A 16,787-nucleotide genomic window follows, 5' to 3' on the forward strand; every position below is an offset into this window, starting at 1 on the left:
CCTACGATACTAAACAAAGGATGCGAAAGGGGTATTATATGAATTTTGGCACCCGCTTAGAAAATTTATTGGAAGAACGAAATATTAGTCAAAAACAATTAGCCAGCGATTTACATATTGCAGCTTCTACCTTGAATGGTTATCTGCGCAGAAATCGTGAACCTGATTTTAGCACATTAATTGAGCTGGCAGACTATTTTGAGGTTTCTACGGATTATCTTTTAGGCATTACCAACCTGCGTTCCCTTTCTTCTACTCCGGATGACTATGATGAGAACGAAGGCGACTTAGTCAGCATTTATCGTGCACTGAACCCTAAAGAGCAAGGTTACCTGTTAAAACAGGCTCATATTTACTACAATCAGGATTTAGATTCCTCTTCAAAGAAAAAATAATCTTTCATATTGCGTATTTTCGTACTCGTTATGCGTATTTTCTCTTTTTTTAGGCAATACTTTTAGTAAAATACAGCTATCTAAATATTGCAAAAGAGAGGTCGTTTTATGAATTTCAGTGTCCGCCTTGAAAATCTCATAGAGGAAAACAATATTACGCAAAAACAACTTTCCACAGAACTTCATATTGCTGCCACCACTTTAAATGGTTATGTAAATAATCACCGTGAGCCGGACTTTCATACCTTGATTCGTCTTGCTCATTATTTTGATGTCACCACGGATTATCTTTTAGGTCTTACGGACGAGAAAAAGCCTATTCCGTCATCTCTAAACAGCGCAGAAGGAACTCTGATTCGTCTGTATCGTGCACTTCTTCCGGAACGTCAGGAACTTTTAATTGAACAGGCAATGTTTTACCAGAAAGTAGATGATAAATCTCTCAAACCTTCCAAATGATATTGTTTGATTGTTTGCCTTTTTGGCTTTTTTTGTGTATAATAAAATGCATATTTTATAAACGAATTGTAAATTTCCCAAAATTTATATTTTGATACGGAGGTTTCTTATGGCAGATAAAAAAACAGAACAGGCTTCGCAGCATGAGCATACTCACACTCATACCCATTCACACCCACACGAAAATACCCAGATGGTTCTAAACCGCATGTCTCGTGCTATCGGGCACATGGAGGCAGTAAAACGCATGGTTGAAGACGGCAGGGACTGTAGTGAGGTTTTGATTCAAATTGCCGCAGTTCGCTCTGCTATCAATAATATCGGAAAAATTATTTTAGAAGACCACATCTCACACTGTATTGTAGATGCAGTAGAACACGATGATAAAAAAGCTTTAGAAGATTTAAAAGATGCTATTGAAAAATTTGTAAAATAAAAGGAGTCTATTATGAGGGAACAATTAACCGAAAGTGACGTCAAAAAAATTCAGGAAGAAATTGAACATCGTAAACTGGTGGTTCGTAAGGAAGCCATTGAAGCAGTCAAGGAGGCACGCGCCCACGGTGATTTAAGTGAAAACTTTGAATACCACGCTGCCAAAAAGGACAAAAATAAAAACGAAAGTCGTATTCGCTATTTGGAACGAATGTTAAAAACGGCGGAAATTGTCTCTGATGTTTCTAAGGAAGATGAAGTTGGCATTAATAATACCGTAACTGTCTATTTTGAAGAGGATGACGAGGAACAGGTATTTCGTCTGGTTACTTCCATTCGCGGCAACTCCATGAAACACCTTATCAGTACGGAATCTCCTATCGGGAAAGCGATTTTAGGAAAAAAAGTAGGGGATCGTGTAGAGGTTGCGGTAAATGACAGTTACAGCTACTACATTGTTATTCGCAAAATTGAAAATACTACAGACGATAGCCACGACGCGATTCGTGGGTATTAATCTTTACTGTCGGTAGAACAATGACTAAATAGAACAACAACTAATTTTATCTCCGCGAGGTGTCCATCCTTCGCGGAGCATTTTTTTATGCAGTAGGACACAATTTCCTATTGCATAAAACAAAGTGCCCGCTGAGTAGGCTCTTTTGCGTGCAAGTCATGCCGCATATGATTAAATTCTATTTTCTAATTCCAATTCTAATATTCTAAATATAACATATTTAAAAAATTTTTTTCTCTTTCTTAAGAATTCTTTAGATTTCCTTATACAAGTTTTTAAGAAATAACTGCTATACTCCTAACTGCTGATAAATCTATCCTTGGAGGAGATACTTATGAAAAAGTTCGTTCATACCAAAGGCTTTTATCCCTTGGTACTAACAATTATTTTTACAATTCTGTTACTTCTTACCGTTCCCTTTGGTTGCATTTACGGTTCCGAAGGTGACTGGTTTAGTCAACATGTAGCTCTGGCTGAACAATTTCGCCAGATTTTCTATAAAACAGGACGTATTCTGCCGGATTATACGCTCCTGGGCAGCGGCAGTAGTATTTATGACATTTCTTATTATGGGCTTTTGCGCCCGGATGTTTTACTGTCCTTTTTATTCCCTGACATTTCCATGAAATACATCATTTCTTCTTATGCTGTTTTGGAAATGATTGTTGCCATCAACCTTTGCTATATTTGGCTCAAACGCCATGTATTTGCACCTTTTTTTGCTTTTCTCGGTGCACTGCTCTTTAGCTGTGGCGGATTTACCTATCAGGCACATCACCAGATTATGTTTGTTAATTATCTTCCCTTTTTGTTTCTGGCTTTGCTTGGAATTGACCGTATGATTGAAAAAGGAAAACATATCTTATTGATTTTTTCGTTATTTTTATTATATCTACATAGCTTTTACTTTTCCGTTTCTGCCTTGTTTGTATGCCTGTTGTACTTTTTGTACTGCTATTCTCGCTGCGGAAAGCCATGGAAAAGCAAAACTTTTTTGAAACAGTTTATGGAATTTTGCGGCTCTGTTCTTTTATCCATTGGTATGGCTGCTGTTTTGCTCCTGCCTACCGGAATTGACCTTTTATCCAATCGCAGCGGTTCCGGCAATGGTGTTACATTGATGGAGCTTTTCTCCGGTAACCTTTCCATGAACTCTCTGCTTTATAGTGGATATAGCTGTGGTCTTACACTGATTTGTTTGTACACACTATTTTTAAGTATTCGCCGCAAGTCCACACGCGTCCTTGGGATTGTATTACTTTTATGTCTGATTCTCAATATCATTCCATATACCTTAAGTGGATTTTTGTATATTCGCTATAAAGTGTTGATTCCTCTGGTTCCGCTACTTCTTTTCCTTTGTGTACATACTCTTGAGGAATTATATGAGAAGAAAATCAAACACAATCTGTTGTTACTTAGTTGCTGTCTGATTCCTGTTTTCTTCCATTCCTATCCAAAGGTTGTGGTTTTAGACTTTTTTATTATGTCTGTGGGATTTTTGGTCTGTTATCTATTTCAACGACACGCACCAAAGGCATCCATTTTCTGCTATTTGCTGTTTGCTGTTTTTCCTATTTTGGTATTTCTTACCGTTAATAAAAGTGAGACTTACATCGCAGCAAAGGACAACCGTCAGGAACTTGTTTCTAAGGAAACGCTGGCAGACTTACATTTGGACGTGAATTATCGTTTTAATTATCTGACTACCCCTTTTGCAACCGTGAACCTGACGGCTACCGATGATATGGGAAGTACTAATCTGTACTCTTCGGTAACAAACCGCACCTATGCCGATTATTTTTACAACGCGGTCAACAACCCCATCCGTATTCGAAATCGTGTAGCATTAATGACGGATGCGAATCCTTTTTTTTCTTATCTCATGGGGATTCGCTATGTCCAGACCAAGTCCGATTATCTGCCTATTGGTTATGAAAAGATTTTTTCCAATGCAGATGCAGTGATTGGGGAAAATAAAAACGTACTTCCCATTGCTTATACCAGTACTGCTTTGATGAGCAATGACAGTTACCAGCAACTAACTTTTCCTTATAACTTAATGGCTTTGACAAATGATACCATTGTCCCGAAAGACTCTGTTCCGAAAGGCTCTGACTCCCTCGGCGAACCTGACATCTCTGGCGGTATTACTGCCTTAGGACAGACCTGGGAAGATACTTATTCCTTTTCTTTTAAAAAAGAGTCTTCGGTGACAATCCCTGTGGATTCTGCCTACCAAAACAAGATATTAATTCTTTCCTTTGATGTGGAATCTCCAAAAGGAAATGAAATCACCATGGATATTAATGGCACTCGAAATAAGTTATCGGGAAATTCTGCTCCTTATCCCAATGACAACCATCGTTTTACTTATATTTTGTCCAAAGCAGATGGATTAAAAAAACTAAAAGTCACTTATTCTAAAGGAAGTTTTTCTATTTCCAATATCCATGTATTTGTGGCTGACCCAGATGCTATTGGAAATGGCAGTATTACTCCTTTTTCTGCTGACTCCCGAATAGGGAATGCCATTTTAAAAGGAACTGCAACTTTAGAAAAAGATGGATACTTTGTAACCTCTCTTCCTTATCGCACCGGCTATCAGGCATATGTGGACGGAAAGCAGGTTGCTGTCCATAATGTCAACGAAGGGTTTGTGGGATTCCCATTGGCAAAGGGAAGTCATCACATCACACTCCTTTTCGCCCCACCCTGGAAACGAATTGGCATTTTTATAAGCATTTTAAGTATCTTACTATTTTTTATCACTTTTGCAAAAGAAAAGAGGAATACATTATGAAATATTTTTTGAAAAAAGATTCTTTTTTAGAGCTTCTCCGCTATGGAATTACCGGAGCTGCTACCACTGCTGTCAACTACATTGTCTACATAGCACTATTGTATTTTCATTGGAACTATCTGGTGGCTAACACGATTGCATGGATTTTTGCAGTTGCTTTTGCTTATGTCGTTAATCGTAACATGGTATTTCATTCTGAGAATGGCATATTGCAGGAGGCACTCTCTTTTGTCTCCATGCGTTTTCTTACGTTATTATTAGAAAATTTTCTGCTGTTTTGCCTGATTCAGCAGTTACACTTTGCACCAATGTTTTCAAAATTAACTGTAAGCGTTGTAACTGTTATTGGAAATTATGTGATTTGTAAATGTCATATTTTCGTGAAAGGAGCCCTACACCATGAATAAAATCAGTATTATTGTCCCTTGTTTTAATGAGGAAGAGGTACTTCCCGACTTCTATCAGGAAACCCGTAAAGTGGTAAACACCATTTCTGATGCTTCTTATGAGTTTGTTTTTATTGATGACGGAAGTCGTGACCATACCTTAGACATTCTCCGCCTTTTATCCTATCAGGATGCACACTGCAAATATATTTCTTTTTCCAGAAACTTTGGAAAAGAAGCTGCTATGTATGCAGGTCTTACTGAAGCAACCGGTGATTACTGTGTTCTCATGGATGCAGACTTACAACATCCTCCGAAACTGTTGCCGGATATGTACCATGCTGTTTCTCAAGAGGGCTATGACTGTTGTGCCGGAAAACGTGTAGGAAGAGAAGGAGACGGTGTTTTACGCAGCTTTTTATCGAAAAGTTTTTATCGTGTTATTCAAAAACTTACTCATATGAATATGAGCGATGGTGCGGGCGACTTCCGTATGATGAACCGAAAAATGACAAATGCCATTTTGGAAATGAAAGAATATAACCGCTATACCAAGGGAATCTTTTCCTTTGTTGGTTTTGAAACAAAATGGTTGGAATTTCATAACGTAGAAAGAGCGGCCGGAAAAACAAAATGGAACATCAAAAGCCTGTTTTCTTACGCCTTTGACGGAATCCTTTCCTTTTCCACCGCTCCGTTAAAACTATCCGGAATTCTTGGATTGTTGTTTTTATTGATTTCTGCCTGTCTTGGAGTGACTGCTATTTTTCATCCGAGAACCTGGCTGATTGTAACTGCTATTGTGGTATTTCTAAGCAGCCTTCAGATGCTTATGGTATTTATCCTTGGGGAATACCTTTCCAAAGATTATCTGGAAAATAAAAAGCGACCTATTTATATTGTACGGGAAGAAAGCTCTTCTAACTAGAAACACCGAATCTCTTTGATATAAAACTCTCTTCCGCACAACATTTCGCAATCGCTACTACCACATGTGGGACAAACTCCTTCGTTTTTTACCAGAGGAAAAACTGTTCCACATGCCTGGCATCTGCCATTCGCTGTTAGTATTTCAATTTCCAGCTTGGAACCCTCTAGGAGGGTTCCGTCAACTGCTGCCGGATAGACCTCCCGAATATATTTTGGAATCATGGAGGACAGTTCGCCAATCTGAAGTACCACGGTATCAATTTCTTCTACCTCATTTTCCCTGGCAAACTTTTCTACTACATTTACTACTTCTATAACTACTCCAAGTTCATGCATTGGGTTCACCTGCCTTTATGCTTCTTCTTTGGAAAATACCTTCTTTACTTTCTTGATTGCTATTTTACCCTGACGTTTTACCATCTGTTTTACGATTACCGGTTTCATATCTAAGAACTGTACTCCCTGTCCATCGTAAACACGTTCCAGATGAATTGCATCGAATTTACACTTTGTAGTACACTGTCCGCAACCTACACACATGTAATCGTCTACAACCGTTGCTCCGCAGCCCAGACAACGTTCTGTTTCTTTTTTCATCTGCTCTTCTGTAAAAGTACCTCTCAGGTCGCGGAAGGATTCTGCTGCCTTCTGATTGCTCTTTACCTGCTCCGGACGCTGACGTGGCGTATTATCAAATCCTTCTAATACCGCTGCCTCTTTGTCCAGTTCTTTGTACTGACGACGGTCACGGCCATATACAAGACTCTGTCCCGGCTGTACAAAACGGTGAATGGAAATTGCTGCCTGTTTTCCTGCTGCAATGGCATCAATGGCAAATCTTGGTCCACTATAAGCATCTCCGCCTGCAAAAATATCCGGTTCTGCGGTCTGATAAGTGAATCCATCTGCTTCAATGGTTCCGTTTGGTCTGGTAACTGCCTTGGTTCCTTCTAATAATCCACCCCACTGGATAGACTGTCCAATGGAGAGAAGTACACAATCTGCCGCTACAACCATCACATCATTTTCATCATACTGTGGATTGAATCTTCCGTTTTCATCAAATACAGAAACACATTTTTTAAATTCAATTCCGGTTACCTTACCGTTTTCGGAAAGAATACGTTTTGGTCCCCATCCGTTATTAATTACAATGTTTTCTTCTTCTGCTTCTTCAATTTCTTCTAAAGCAGCCGGCATCTGCTGACGACTTTCCAGACAACACTGCATTACAGTCTCTGCTCCGGCACGCACCGCAGTACGGGATACGTCAATTGCAACGTTTCCTCCACCTACTACAACTACTTTGCCCTGAACCTTCTTGTTTTCATCCTGATTTATCATGCGAAGGAATTCAATTCCGCTCATAACGCCTTGGGAATCTTCTCCTTCAATCCCAACTTTTCTGCCGCCCTGTGCACCGATTGCCATATAAAATGCCTTATATCCCTGTGCACGAAGTTCTTCTAAAGTAACGTCTTTCCCAACTTCTACGCCTGTCTTAAACTCTACGCCCATTGCCTTGATAATATCAATTTCAGCCTGAACTACATCTTTTTCCAAACGGAAAGCCGGAATTCCCATGGTAAGCATACCGCCAAGTTTTTGCTCTTTTTCAAAAACAGTGATACTGTAACCGTCTAATGCCAAATAGTAAGCACAGGAAAGACCTGCCGGACCTGCTCCGATAATGGCAACTTTTTTGTCGCTGTAATTATGACGTTTTTTCGGAATAATGCGGTTCTGTGGGTCTAACTCCTGCTGTGCAATAAACTTCTTAATTTCATCAATTGCGATTGGTTCATCTACATCCCCTCTGGTACATGCGTCTTCACAACGACGATTACAAATACGTCCGCAGACTGCCGGCAATGGATTTTCATACTTGATTAATTCCAATGCTTCTTTGTATTTTCCCTGAGATGCTAACTTAATGTATCCCTGAACACCGATATGTGCCGGACAGTTTGTTTTACATGGTGCTGTACCGGTTTCTACTACATCTTCACGATTGATACGATAATCCGGATTCCAATGTTCTTCTGTCCATACAGTATCTCTTGGGGTTACTTTGGTAGTAATATTTTCTGTTACCGGTTTAGAAGAACATAACTTCTGTCCTAATTTCAATGCATTTACCGGGCAGTTTTCTACACACTGTCCACATGCTACACATTTTTCTTTATCAACTCTTGCTACATAGTTGGAACGTACCATATCATTGTTTTTAAACATTTCTGCGGTACGAAGAGACAGACATCCACAACCACAGCAGTTACAGATTGCATGTGTTTTTCCGGAACCATCAATATTTGGAATCTGGTGCATCAAACCGTTTTCTTCTGCTCTTTTAATGATTTCAAACGCTTCTTCTCTGGTAATCTGACGACCTCTTCCGGTTTTTATGTAGTATTCTGCTGCATGTCCCATCTGAATACACATATCTTCCTTCAAATGTCCACAGCCTTCTCCCATTAATTCACGGTCAGTACGACAGGAACAATCGGTTACGGTAAAAATGTCATTTTCATTTAAATACTTAGAAACTTCTTCATAAGAAGCTCTGCGTGTATTTCCTTCAATAGCAGTTTCGATTGGAATAACACGCATCAAACCTACTCCCGGTGGAAATGCACCGGAACTCTTTGGTCCACGCACACGTCCGTATGCTTCCATTGCATAGCCGATGATTGGATATTTCTTACAGTTTTCGGAATTATTTACAATCATCTCCATAGTACCCGGAATCCATGTCTCTGCCCAGAATACCTCTTCACCGTCAATGGTGTTCCAGAAACAGACTCCATAGACTGCTAACTTTTTCAACTGCTCGAAACAATAATCTTCCGGTTTATTTACAATGGCTGCAATTTCTTTTACGGTACGCTTCTTGCTGATTCCAAGTCCCATACCTACTTCTGCCATTTCATCATCTACACCTGCTTCTAAGATAACATATTCCGGATCATCCCATTGATATGCTCCCTTAGAACCCGGCTTTTTTCTTCCGATATGATTTGCCAGATCTAATACTTTTTGTTTATATTCGCATTTATACCAATCCGGAAAATACATTTTGGTTAAGTCTTTCATTCTATTCCTCCTTTACGCTCTTAATCTTCCTTCCATTCTTTTACTTGTTCCCGGAGCCATTGTGCCCACTCTTCGATTCCTTCTCCTGTTTTTGCAGAAATCGGAATTACCTTGATGTTTGGATTTAATTTTTTCGCACGTTCTTCACAGGCTTTTAAGTCGAAATCAAAATATTCCATTACATCAATTTTATTTACCAGCAAAACATCACAAATGGTAAACATCAATGGATATTTCAAAGGTTTGTCATCACCTTCCGGTACACTTAATATCATCGCGTTTTTTGAGGAACCCGTATCAAATTCAGCGGGACAGACCAGATTTCCTACATTTTCTAAAATTGCAAGATCAATTTCTTCCGTTCCAAGTCCTAAAATTCCCTGCTTTGTCATGTCTGCATCCAAATGGCACATTCCACCGGTATGAAGCTGAATTACTTTTGCACCGGTTTCTGAAATGGTATGCGCATCTACATCAGAATCAATATCTGCCTCCATAACACCGATTTTCATTTCATCCTTTAATGCTGCTATGGTTTTTGTTAATGTGGTAGTCTTACCGGAACCGGGAGAGGACATTAAGTTCAGTAAGAAGGTTTTTTCTTTTTTCAATTCCTTTCTTAATTCCTCTGCCTGCTTATCGTTATCTGCAAAAACACTTTGTTTAATTTCCAAAATTCTAAATTCGCTCATACGCATTCTCCTTTATATATCATGGTAGAAGAAAGGGAGTGCAACACTAGCTTACGCCTTTCCATGATGCACTCCCTCTTTTCATCTTATTTGTTTACTTGTTATGTATTACTTATTCTGCAAGTTCTTTTACTTCTTTATACTTTGCTAAGTCTGTATACAAATCTTTACCATATGGTAATCTCTTTGCTTTTACTACCTTATAAACCATGTATACGAATACAAGTACGTTTGCAATTAATGCTAAAAGACTTACTACAAACAATGCTGTTTCATTGTGTGTAGACTGTACTGCAAATTTTCCTTCATCAATAAAAGATGGGAATGTCTGCGCGAACATACACCATAATGCAAGGGTGTGTGCTCTGTGCTGTAACCATGCACCTTTTCCTACTGTAAATGCACATACAGTTGGTGCTAATAATAATGCGAATCCACAGTACCATGCATGATCCGGCAAACAGTTGTAGGTATATGCAAAATTCCAAATATCATATGCTACAATCCAAAACCATAACATATCCGGCCATAACATATCCTGACTCTTATCCTTATCTGTTTTCTTACGGATGCAGATGCCAAGCCATCCTGTAATGGTAAGGATATTTAAGATTCCGGCAATTCCATTCATATAGTTCCAGGAACCACCGATTAAGTTCTGAACCTGATTGTTCTCTTCTACTCTGGTCAATACACCATTGTAAAGATTTCCAACCTGGAAGTCTCTTGCAACTGCTTCACAAATATTAATTGCAAGAATCAATGGTGGGAAACAAAGGGCTATTTTGTTATCAGCCAGTCTCCACCGGGTACCGTCAGAACGTTTTCCGCCCACAAAACGAATACACCAGAAACCAATACATCCTGCGGTTGCGGAATATACCTTTGCTAAATGGAACCAGTCATGATATGCGGTATCGCCTAATGCGGTGAACCATAAAATAGACAATACAACAGGTAACACGATGAAACATGCAAAACCACAATACTTATTACGTCTTGATATTTCATTTAAAACAAATAGTGATACAAATACGGCAATCCAAACAAGCCAAACTGTGACTGCGGATGCACCTGCGTCATAATTAAAACTAAACATAACTCTACTCTCTCCTTTTCCTTTTTCCTTCGTTTTTATTGGTAATACCAATAAATTATTAACAGAGTTACTTTTATCATCATTTTAACATCTTAGTACTAAAAGTCAACATTTTTTGTATATATTCTATATATTTGCCGTATTTTACTCTTGATTTTAGGTTGTTTTTACAATATAATATACATAATTACAAGTCTGGTATGTGGTCATACCACAGTCATGGAGGTCTTATTAAATTATGGAATTTACAAAAATAAGTGCGCCCTCCTTGCGTGAACTTTTTGTTCAGCAATTAGAGCACATGATTTTATCCGGTAATTTGAAAATTGGAGAAAAACTGCCACCGGAAAGAGAACTGGCTCAGGCTATGCAGGTGAGCCGTGCTGTTGTAAACAGTGGGATTGCCGACTTGGAACGAAAAGGATTTTTAATCATTCGTCCCCGTGTCGGTACCTTTGTTGCGGATTATCGAAAAAACGGAAATATTGAAACACTGATTTCTATTATGAATTATAATGGTGGAAGATTAAAGGACGATGAAATCCGTTCTATTTTAGAGGTGCGGGTCGCCCTTGACACGCTGGCTTCCCGCCTTTGTATTGAACGTGCTTCTGCGGAAGATCTGGATTTACTGCATGAAAAAGTAAAGCTGATTCTCAGTGCAGAAACCTATGATGAGGCTGCCAATGCTGCCTTTTCTTTTCAACATACACTGGCTATCCTTTCCGGAAACAGTTTGATTCCTTTGATTTTTCATTCTTTTAAGGTTCCTGTTCTGGAATTATGGAGACGTTTTTGCTCTCTACACGGTATTCGCCTCCTATATGAAAATACCTATCGGCATTGGAACTATCTGAGAAATCGGGATGTGGAAGGTGTTTCTGACTGGATTGCGCACTCCATGGAAGAAAGTATTTCGGGACGGCTGAATATTTATTATTGATTTTTTGCTTCAAACCATACTTTATAGTAATCTATTCCCTTTTTCTCCCATTCGGAACTTAAATATTGGGCAATTGCCACTTTCGGATGATTGCCCTTTCCTTGTAGCACTTCTAATAGTTGTGCCACATTGTTATTTTTTTCATCCTGATTTTCAACGATTAACAAACTTTCCATATATGGTTCTTCCTCTGCTCTTGTCCACAAAACTTGCTGATTTTCGCTGTTCTCCTCTTTGTTCATGCCAACTGCATATTCTACATTTTCTAAGCACTTTCCATCTAAAAACAACATAAATCGCTCCGGTTCTTCTACCATGTATTGCCAGTGTCTGGGATTTTCCCGTTCAAAGGCAACTACCTTTTGAAATGCAGGCTTCCCTTTTCCTATCGTTTTCTGATTTAGCTTTTCTACTTCCTGTAACAATCTCTTTTGTTTCCTGATTCGTTCCTGCTGTCGATACATATTTTGTATCTGAAGCTCAATTCTCTTTTCTTCCTGGTCTAACAGATTTCTTTGCAATTCTCTTTCCGATTTAAGAATCTGTTTCAAATCTCGAATAGGAATCCCAATATTACGATAAAAGGAAACCATACTTAACTCTATAATATTGGATAATGAGAATTTCCGATAATTATTTTCTCCATCTCGTTCTGCATGGATAACTCCTTCATCATCCCAATAGCGTAAGGTGGATGTTGGTATTTGCAACAATCGTGCCACCTCTTTTATATTATAATATTCCTTCATCTCTTCTCCTTTTTATCTGCTCTTTTTTATTTTCTATTATTTATCATACTCTTTTCTTGACATTCAAGCAACTTTAACCTTTACAATAGTCCTTGCATGTTAGGAGGTAGTTTTATGAAGAAAAAATTTTTACAATATATTTTTCCCTCTATGTGTTCTTTTCTGTTAACCGGAATTTACTCTGTAATAGATGGGATTTTCGTTGGAAATGCAATCGGAGATAATGGACTTGCTGCCATTAATATCGTATGGCCGCTTATTGCCCCGATGGCTGCTCTTGGAACCGGAATCGGTATGGGAACCTCTGTGCTGATGTCCTTAAATCTTGGTGCCGGAAAAGATGAGAATGCAAAAAAAGCAGAAGGTACCGGAATTACCATGCTTCTTCTTGCAGGACTTATGCTGTTTGGAATTTTGTTCTTTTTCGGAGAACCGCTTTTGAAATTACTTGGTGCGGATGGCGAAGTCCTTACCTTTGGTATGGATTACCTTCACTATTGTCTTGCAGGCTGCTTCATTCAGGTATTTGCTACCGGAACACTTCCGATTATGCGTAATCTGGGTGCTTCCTTTTTTGCCATGTTTGCCATGACTGCCGGATGTTGCACAAATATTTTTCTGGACTGGCTCTTTATTTTCCAACTGAGACTTGGACTTAAAGGTGCTGCTGTTGCAACTGTATGCGGACAATTGGTAACACTTTTATTTTGCCTATATTTCCACTTGAAAAAGGAACACCGAATTCCTCTTTCCTATTTGAAGCCGGACCATTATTGGAAATCTATTATAAAAATCGGAATTTCCCCATTTGGGCTTACTTATCTGCCGGCAGTGACCATTCTGTTTATGAATCTGCAAACTTTAAAATATGGCGGAACAGAAGCTGTCAGTGCCTATGCCGTACTTGCTTATGTCCTTTCCTTTTTGGAACTGGTAATTCAGGGCATCAGTGACGGAAGCCAGCCACTATTAAGTTATGACTGTGGAAAGAAAGATTATCGTTCCCTGCGTACTTATGCCCGTTGGACATTCCTATTGGCATTTTCTTTCGGTATTGTAGGCGGTACCTTTATTTACCTGTTTCGAGATGTTATTCCTGTAATTTACGGAACCTCTAAAGCAACGGCAATGGTCATCGCACAGGCAGCACCTGCCTTTGGTATCGTTATGCTCATGTATGGTTTTACGAAAAGTACCGTTTCTTACCTTTATGCAACCAACCGCACTACCTTATCTTCCATTATGGTGTACGGTGAAGTTGTTCTTACCATAACCTTTATTTTTGTGTTGCCACTTTTCCTTGGCTTAAATGGGGTATGGTATACCATGCCTACCGTTCAGCTGATACTGGTAATTGTAGGAATTGTATTCCGCCTGCATACCCAAAAAGAATTATCTGCAAATGCCTGATTAGATATCATACTCCATAATTTTCTTTGTATACTCTCGGATGACACTGGTAGATTCTTTGAATCTTGCCAGTTCTCCCGGAGTCATATGAATCTCTAATACATCATATGCGCCACTTCGATTTAAAACCACCGGTACTCCGGCATATACGTCTGTTTCTCCATATTCTCCTTCCAACAGTGTCGATACCGGAATAATGCAGTTTTCATCATTTAAGATTGCCTTAATCACACCTACACAGGCAGTTGCAATTCCATAGTAAGTAGTTCCCTTTCGATTTAGAATCTCCCAACCTTTTTGGGATGTCTTATAGACCAAATCGTCTAAATCTACCTCACCAATCGTTTCTTTATTATCCGCAATTACATCATAGAAAGGCTTGCCTCCTACGGTTACCGTCGACCATGGCACCATCTGAGAATCTCCATGTTCTCCCATAGAATAAGCATGTACACTTCTTGGATCTACATTTACCAACTGCGCAATGTAATTTTGCAGTCTTGCGGAGTCAATAGCAGTTCCTGTTCCAATTACCTGATTTTTCGGAAGTCCTGATAACTTATAAACATAATGTGCAATCATATCTACCGGATTAGAAATTACAATAAAGATACCATCAAATCCGCTTTCCATAATGGGCTCTACAATGGACTTGCAAATCTTTGCTGATAATTCCAGTGTATCCAGTCTGGTCTGTCCCTGTTTTGGTGGTGCCCCCGCTGTAATCACTACAATATCCATATCTCCACAGTCCTTATAATCTCCTGTGCAAACCATTACATTACGATTCAGATATTCAATGCTATCCTTTAAATCCAACATCTCACCGTATGCTCGTTCTTTATTTATATCAATCATCATTACTTCATCGCATACACCCTGAGTAACGAGACTAAATGCCGTGCTGCTTCCTACCAACCCACATCCAACAATTGCAACTTTTCTTTTTGTGATTTTCATAATACCAATCCCTTTCTGCTTTTTTACTGTATTACACTTATACTGCGTTTCCTTAGTGGAGCGCTTTTTATACAATAGGACGCAATTTCCTATTGAAAAAAAGCGAAGGCACAAATAAAGCACCTTCGCTAAAACATACTCATTATAGGCACGTTTCTTTTTTCTGTCAAGGGCTTTCTAAATAGCCTCAAATACTTTTCCCGTACCTTCTGGTATTATTATTTCTTTTTTTTCACATTTTATTCCTGTCTCAATATCTAAATATGTTTGAAACTTTTCCGGTAATGTTATGGTCTGAGGTCTGATACCGGTATTTATAATAACCAATAGCCGTTGCCCCTTTGTACTACGGTAAAATCCATAAATTCCACTTTTTTCTTCTACCACTGCTGTCTCATAACTACCTTCTTGTAACGCCGGGAATTTTCTTCGTATCTTAATCCATTTTTTAAAAAATGCTTCCATAGACAGATTCCTATTTTCCCATGGCATAGGCTTTCGATACTCCGGTTCTGTTACTCCGGTAATCAACTGTTCATCACCATAAAATACAGAAGGAATTCCCACACACATCATCATAAAAAACACTGCCTGTCTCAAATCCCTCTCTCCATTTTTGCAATACGATAAAAATCTTGGTACATCATGCGTATCTAAAAAATTCATCTGCGCCAAACTAACCGGCATGGAATAACGCAAAATCATTCGATTGATTTTTTCATCAAACTCTCTTAGGGAAATACTGTGTTCTGCAAAAAATTCACGACAAATATAGGAAAATGTATAGTTCATAGTAGAATCAAATTGATCTCCCAGTAACCACACCTCAGAATCTTCCCAAATTTCTCCAATCAATATGGCATCCGGCTTCACTTCACGAACTGCCTTCCGAAATTCTCGCCAAAAATCATGGTTAATTTCATTTGCCACGTCCAGTCTCCAACCGTCAATTCCTGTCTCCTTTATCCACCAGGTACCAACTTTTTTGAAATACTCTACCACTTGTGGATTTCCTGTATTAAGCTTTGGCATTTCCTTTACATAGGCAAATGCTTCATAATTCAGTGGTCTTTCAAAATGTACCGGAAATTCCATTTGATAAAACCAGTCTTTGTAGGGTGAATTTATTCCATTTTCTAACACATCCTGAAAGGCAAAAAATCCAGCTCCACAGTGGTTAAATACACCATCTAATATAATGCGAATTCCCTTTTCATGAAATGTTTTCACTAATTCCTTAAACTCTTCCAATGTTCCAAAACATGGGTCTATCCGAAAATAATCAATTGTATCATATTTATGATAAGACTCTGCTGCAAAAATCGGATTGAGATATACACAATTTACTCCAAGTTCTGCTATATAATCCACAGAATCCAATATTCCTTTCAACGTTCCACCTTGATGGCTTTTATAAACCTTTCCCTCTTTTTCAATGCAACGTTCCTTTCCTGATATGGCATTTTTTTCTGTTGCAAAGCTGTCTGGAAAAATATGATACATCACCATTTCTTTCGCCCAATCCGGGATCTTAGGAATATCCTCTCTTCGGATATAGGGAAACTGAAAATACTGGGTCCTGGAGCATTTCATTTCTTCACTAAACCCATATCCACTGTAAAAAATGTGGTTTTTTCCATCTTCTAATCCAAAGTAGTAACACACTCTGGTATAGTTATCTTCTATCACTGCTTCATAGTAATCAAACAACTCATCGGAAGCAATTTTTTTCATTTTTATTTTTGTCACATCAATCGGGTCTTTTTCGCATACCCGATCTCCATAGTACAACCAACATGTTTCTATATCATCCTTTGCGGTTCTAAGTCGTATTACTAAACACTTCTCATTCGCTGCAAAGGCATAGTTTGACAATGGGACATGTAAAACTGCCTGTAACTGCATAATTCCTCCTT

16 protein-coding genes are annotated in these 16,787 nt (G+C 38.7%); 9 read left to right on the plus strand and 7 right to left on the minus strand.

The window, feature by feature from the left end:
- Window positions 1-38: 38 nt before the first annotated feature.
- The 7 genes from KQI83_RS16320 (at window position 39) to KQI83_RS16350 (ending at window position 5,923) form a co-directional block, all read left to right on the plus strand.
- Window positions 39-395 carry a helix-turn-helix domain-containing protein gene (locus KQI83_RS16320; RefSeq protein ID WP_216560279.1) on the plus strand — a complete coding sequence of 119 codons (357 nt, stop codon included), beginning with the start codon at window positions 39-41 and terminating at the stop codon, window positions 393-395.
- A 108-nt stretch (window positions 396-503) separates the two neighbouring features.
- Window positions 504-854 carry a helix-turn-helix domain-containing protein gene (locus KQI83_RS16325; RefSeq protein WP_216560282.1) on the plus strand — a complete coding sequence of 117 codons (351 nt, stop codon included), beginning with the start codon at window positions 504-506 and terminating at the stop codon, window positions 852-854.
- Window positions 855-963: 109 nt separating this feature from the next.
- Window positions 964-1,290 carry a metal-sensing transcriptional repressor gene (locus tag KQI83_RS16330; RefSeq protein WP_216560285.1) on the plus strand — a complete coding sequence of 109 codons (327 nt, stop codon included), beginning with the start codon at window positions 964-966 and terminating at the stop codon, window positions 1,288-1,290.
- A gap of 12 nt (window positions 1,291-1,302) precedes the next feature.
- Window positions 1,303-1,806 carry a transcription elongation factor GreA gene (gene greA, locus KQI83_RS16335; RefSeq protein ID WP_216560291.1) on the plus strand — a complete coding sequence of 168 codons (504 nt, stop codon included), beginning with the start codon at window positions 1,303-1,305 and terminating at the stop codon, window positions 1,804-1,806.
- Between the two features lie 334 nt (window positions 1,807-2,140).
- Entirely contained in the window at window positions 2,141-4,609 is a 2,469-nt protein-coding gene (locus KQI83_RS16340; protein WP_216560294.1) for a YfhO family protein, read from the plus strand.
- On the plus strand, window positions 4,606-5,016 hold the full coding sequence (locus KQI83_RS16345) for a GtrA family protein (RefSeq protein ID WP_216560297.1): 411 nt from the start codon (window positions 4,606-4,608) through the stop codon (window positions 5,014-5,016). Before KQI83_RS16340 ends, KQI83_RS16345 begins: the two co-directional genes overlap by 4 nt.
- Window positions 5,009-5,923: a glycosyltransferase family 2 protein gene (locus KQI83_RS16350; RefSeq protein ID WP_216560300.1), complete on the plus strand. Its 915-nt coding sequence runs from the start codon at window positions 5,009-5,011 to the stop codon at window positions 5,921-5,923. Before KQI83_RS16345 ends, KQI83_RS16350 begins: the two co-directional genes overlap by 8 nt.
- Here the strand turns inward: KQI83_RS16350 and KQI83_RS16355 are convergent.
- From KQI83_RS16355 to KQI83_RS16370, 4 genes are all read right to left on the minus strand, one after another.
- Window positions 5,920-6,261 carry a hydrogenase maturation nickel metallochaperone HypA/HybF gene (locus KQI83_RS16355; protein WP_216560304.1) on the minus strand — a complete coding sequence of 114 codons (342 nt, stop codon included), beginning with the start codon at window positions 6,259-6,261 and terminating at the stop codon, window positions 5,920-5,922. The genes KQI83_RS16350 and KQI83_RS16355 overlap by 4 nt on opposite strands.
- 15 nt (window positions 6,262-6,276) lie before the next feature.
- On the minus strand, window positions 6,277-9,018 hold the full coding sequence (locus tag KQI83_RS16360) for an FAD-dependent oxidoreductase (protein ID WP_253295683.1): 2,742 nt from the start codon (window positions 9,016-9,018) through the stop codon (window positions 6,277-6,279).
- Window positions 9,019-9,038: 20 nt separating this feature from the next.
- The gene (hypB, locus tag KQI83_RS16365) at window positions 9,039-9,710 is read right to left on the minus strand and encodes a hydrogenase nickel incorporation protein HypB (RefSeq protein WP_216560307.1); all 672 of its coding nucleotides are present in this window, start codon (window positions 9,708-9,710) and stop codon (window positions 9,039-9,041) included.
- Window positions 9,711-9,822: 112 nt separating this feature from the next.
- The gene (locus KQI83_RS16370; RefSeq protein WP_216560310.1) at window positions 9,823-10,809 is read right to left on the minus strand and encodes a DUF5692 family protein; all 987 of its coding nucleotides are present in this window, start codon (window positions 10,807-10,809) and stop codon (window positions 9,823-9,825) included.
- A gap of 238 nt (window positions 10,810-11,047) precedes the next feature.
- Here KQI83_RS16370 and KQI83_RS16375 point away from each other — a divergent pair, with 238 nt between their 5' ends.
- Window positions 11,048-11,752: a FadR/GntR family transcriptional regulator gene (locus KQI83_RS16375; RefSeq protein ID WP_216560313.1), complete on the plus strand. Its 705-nt coding sequence runs from the start codon at window positions 11,048-11,050 to the stop codon at window positions 11,750-11,752.
- Here KQI83_RS16375 and KQI83_RS16380 read toward each other — a convergent pair.
- Entirely contained in the window at window positions 11,746-12,501 is a 756-nt protein-coding gene (locus KQI83_RS16380; protein ID WP_216560316.1) for a MerR family transcriptional regulator, read from the minus strand. The two genes, KQI83_RS16375 and KQI83_RS16380, sit on opposite strands and share 7 nt — an antisense overlap.
- 114 nt (window positions 12,502-12,615) lie before the next feature.
- On the opposite strand from KQI83_RS16380, the gene KQI83_RS16385 reads away from it, so the two are divergent.
- Window positions 12,616-13,911: an MATE family efflux transporter gene (locus KQI83_RS16385; RefSeq protein ID WP_216560319.1), complete on the plus strand. Its 1,296-nt coding sequence runs from the start codon at window positions 12,616-12,618 to the stop codon at window positions 13,909-13,911.
- Here KQI83_RS16385 and KQI83_RS16390 read toward each other — a convergent pair whose 3' ends face one another.
- Both KQI83_RS16390 and KQI83_RS16395 read right to left on the minus strand, forming a co-directional pair.
- Window positions 13,912-14,871 carry an L-lactate dehydrogenase gene (locus KQI83_RS16390; protein WP_216560322.1) on the minus strand — a complete coding sequence of 320 codons (960 nt, stop codon included), beginning with the start codon at window positions 14,869-14,871 and terminating at the stop codon, window positions 13,912-13,914.
- Window positions 14,872-15,048: 177 nt separating this feature from the next.
- Complete coding sequence (locus KQI83_RS16395) at window positions 15,049-16,776, minus strand: glycoside hydrolase family 13 protein (RefSeq protein ID WP_216560325.1); 1,728 nt, start codon at window positions 16,774-16,776, stop codon at window positions 15,049-15,051.
- Window positions 16,777-16,787 lie beyond the last annotated feature (11 nt).

Source organism: Roseburia sp. MSJ-14, from assembly GCF_018918225.1.
In the GTDB taxonomy this organism is placed as follows: domain Bacteria; phylum Bacillota; class Clostridia; order Lachnospirales; family Lachnospiraceae; genus Petralouisia.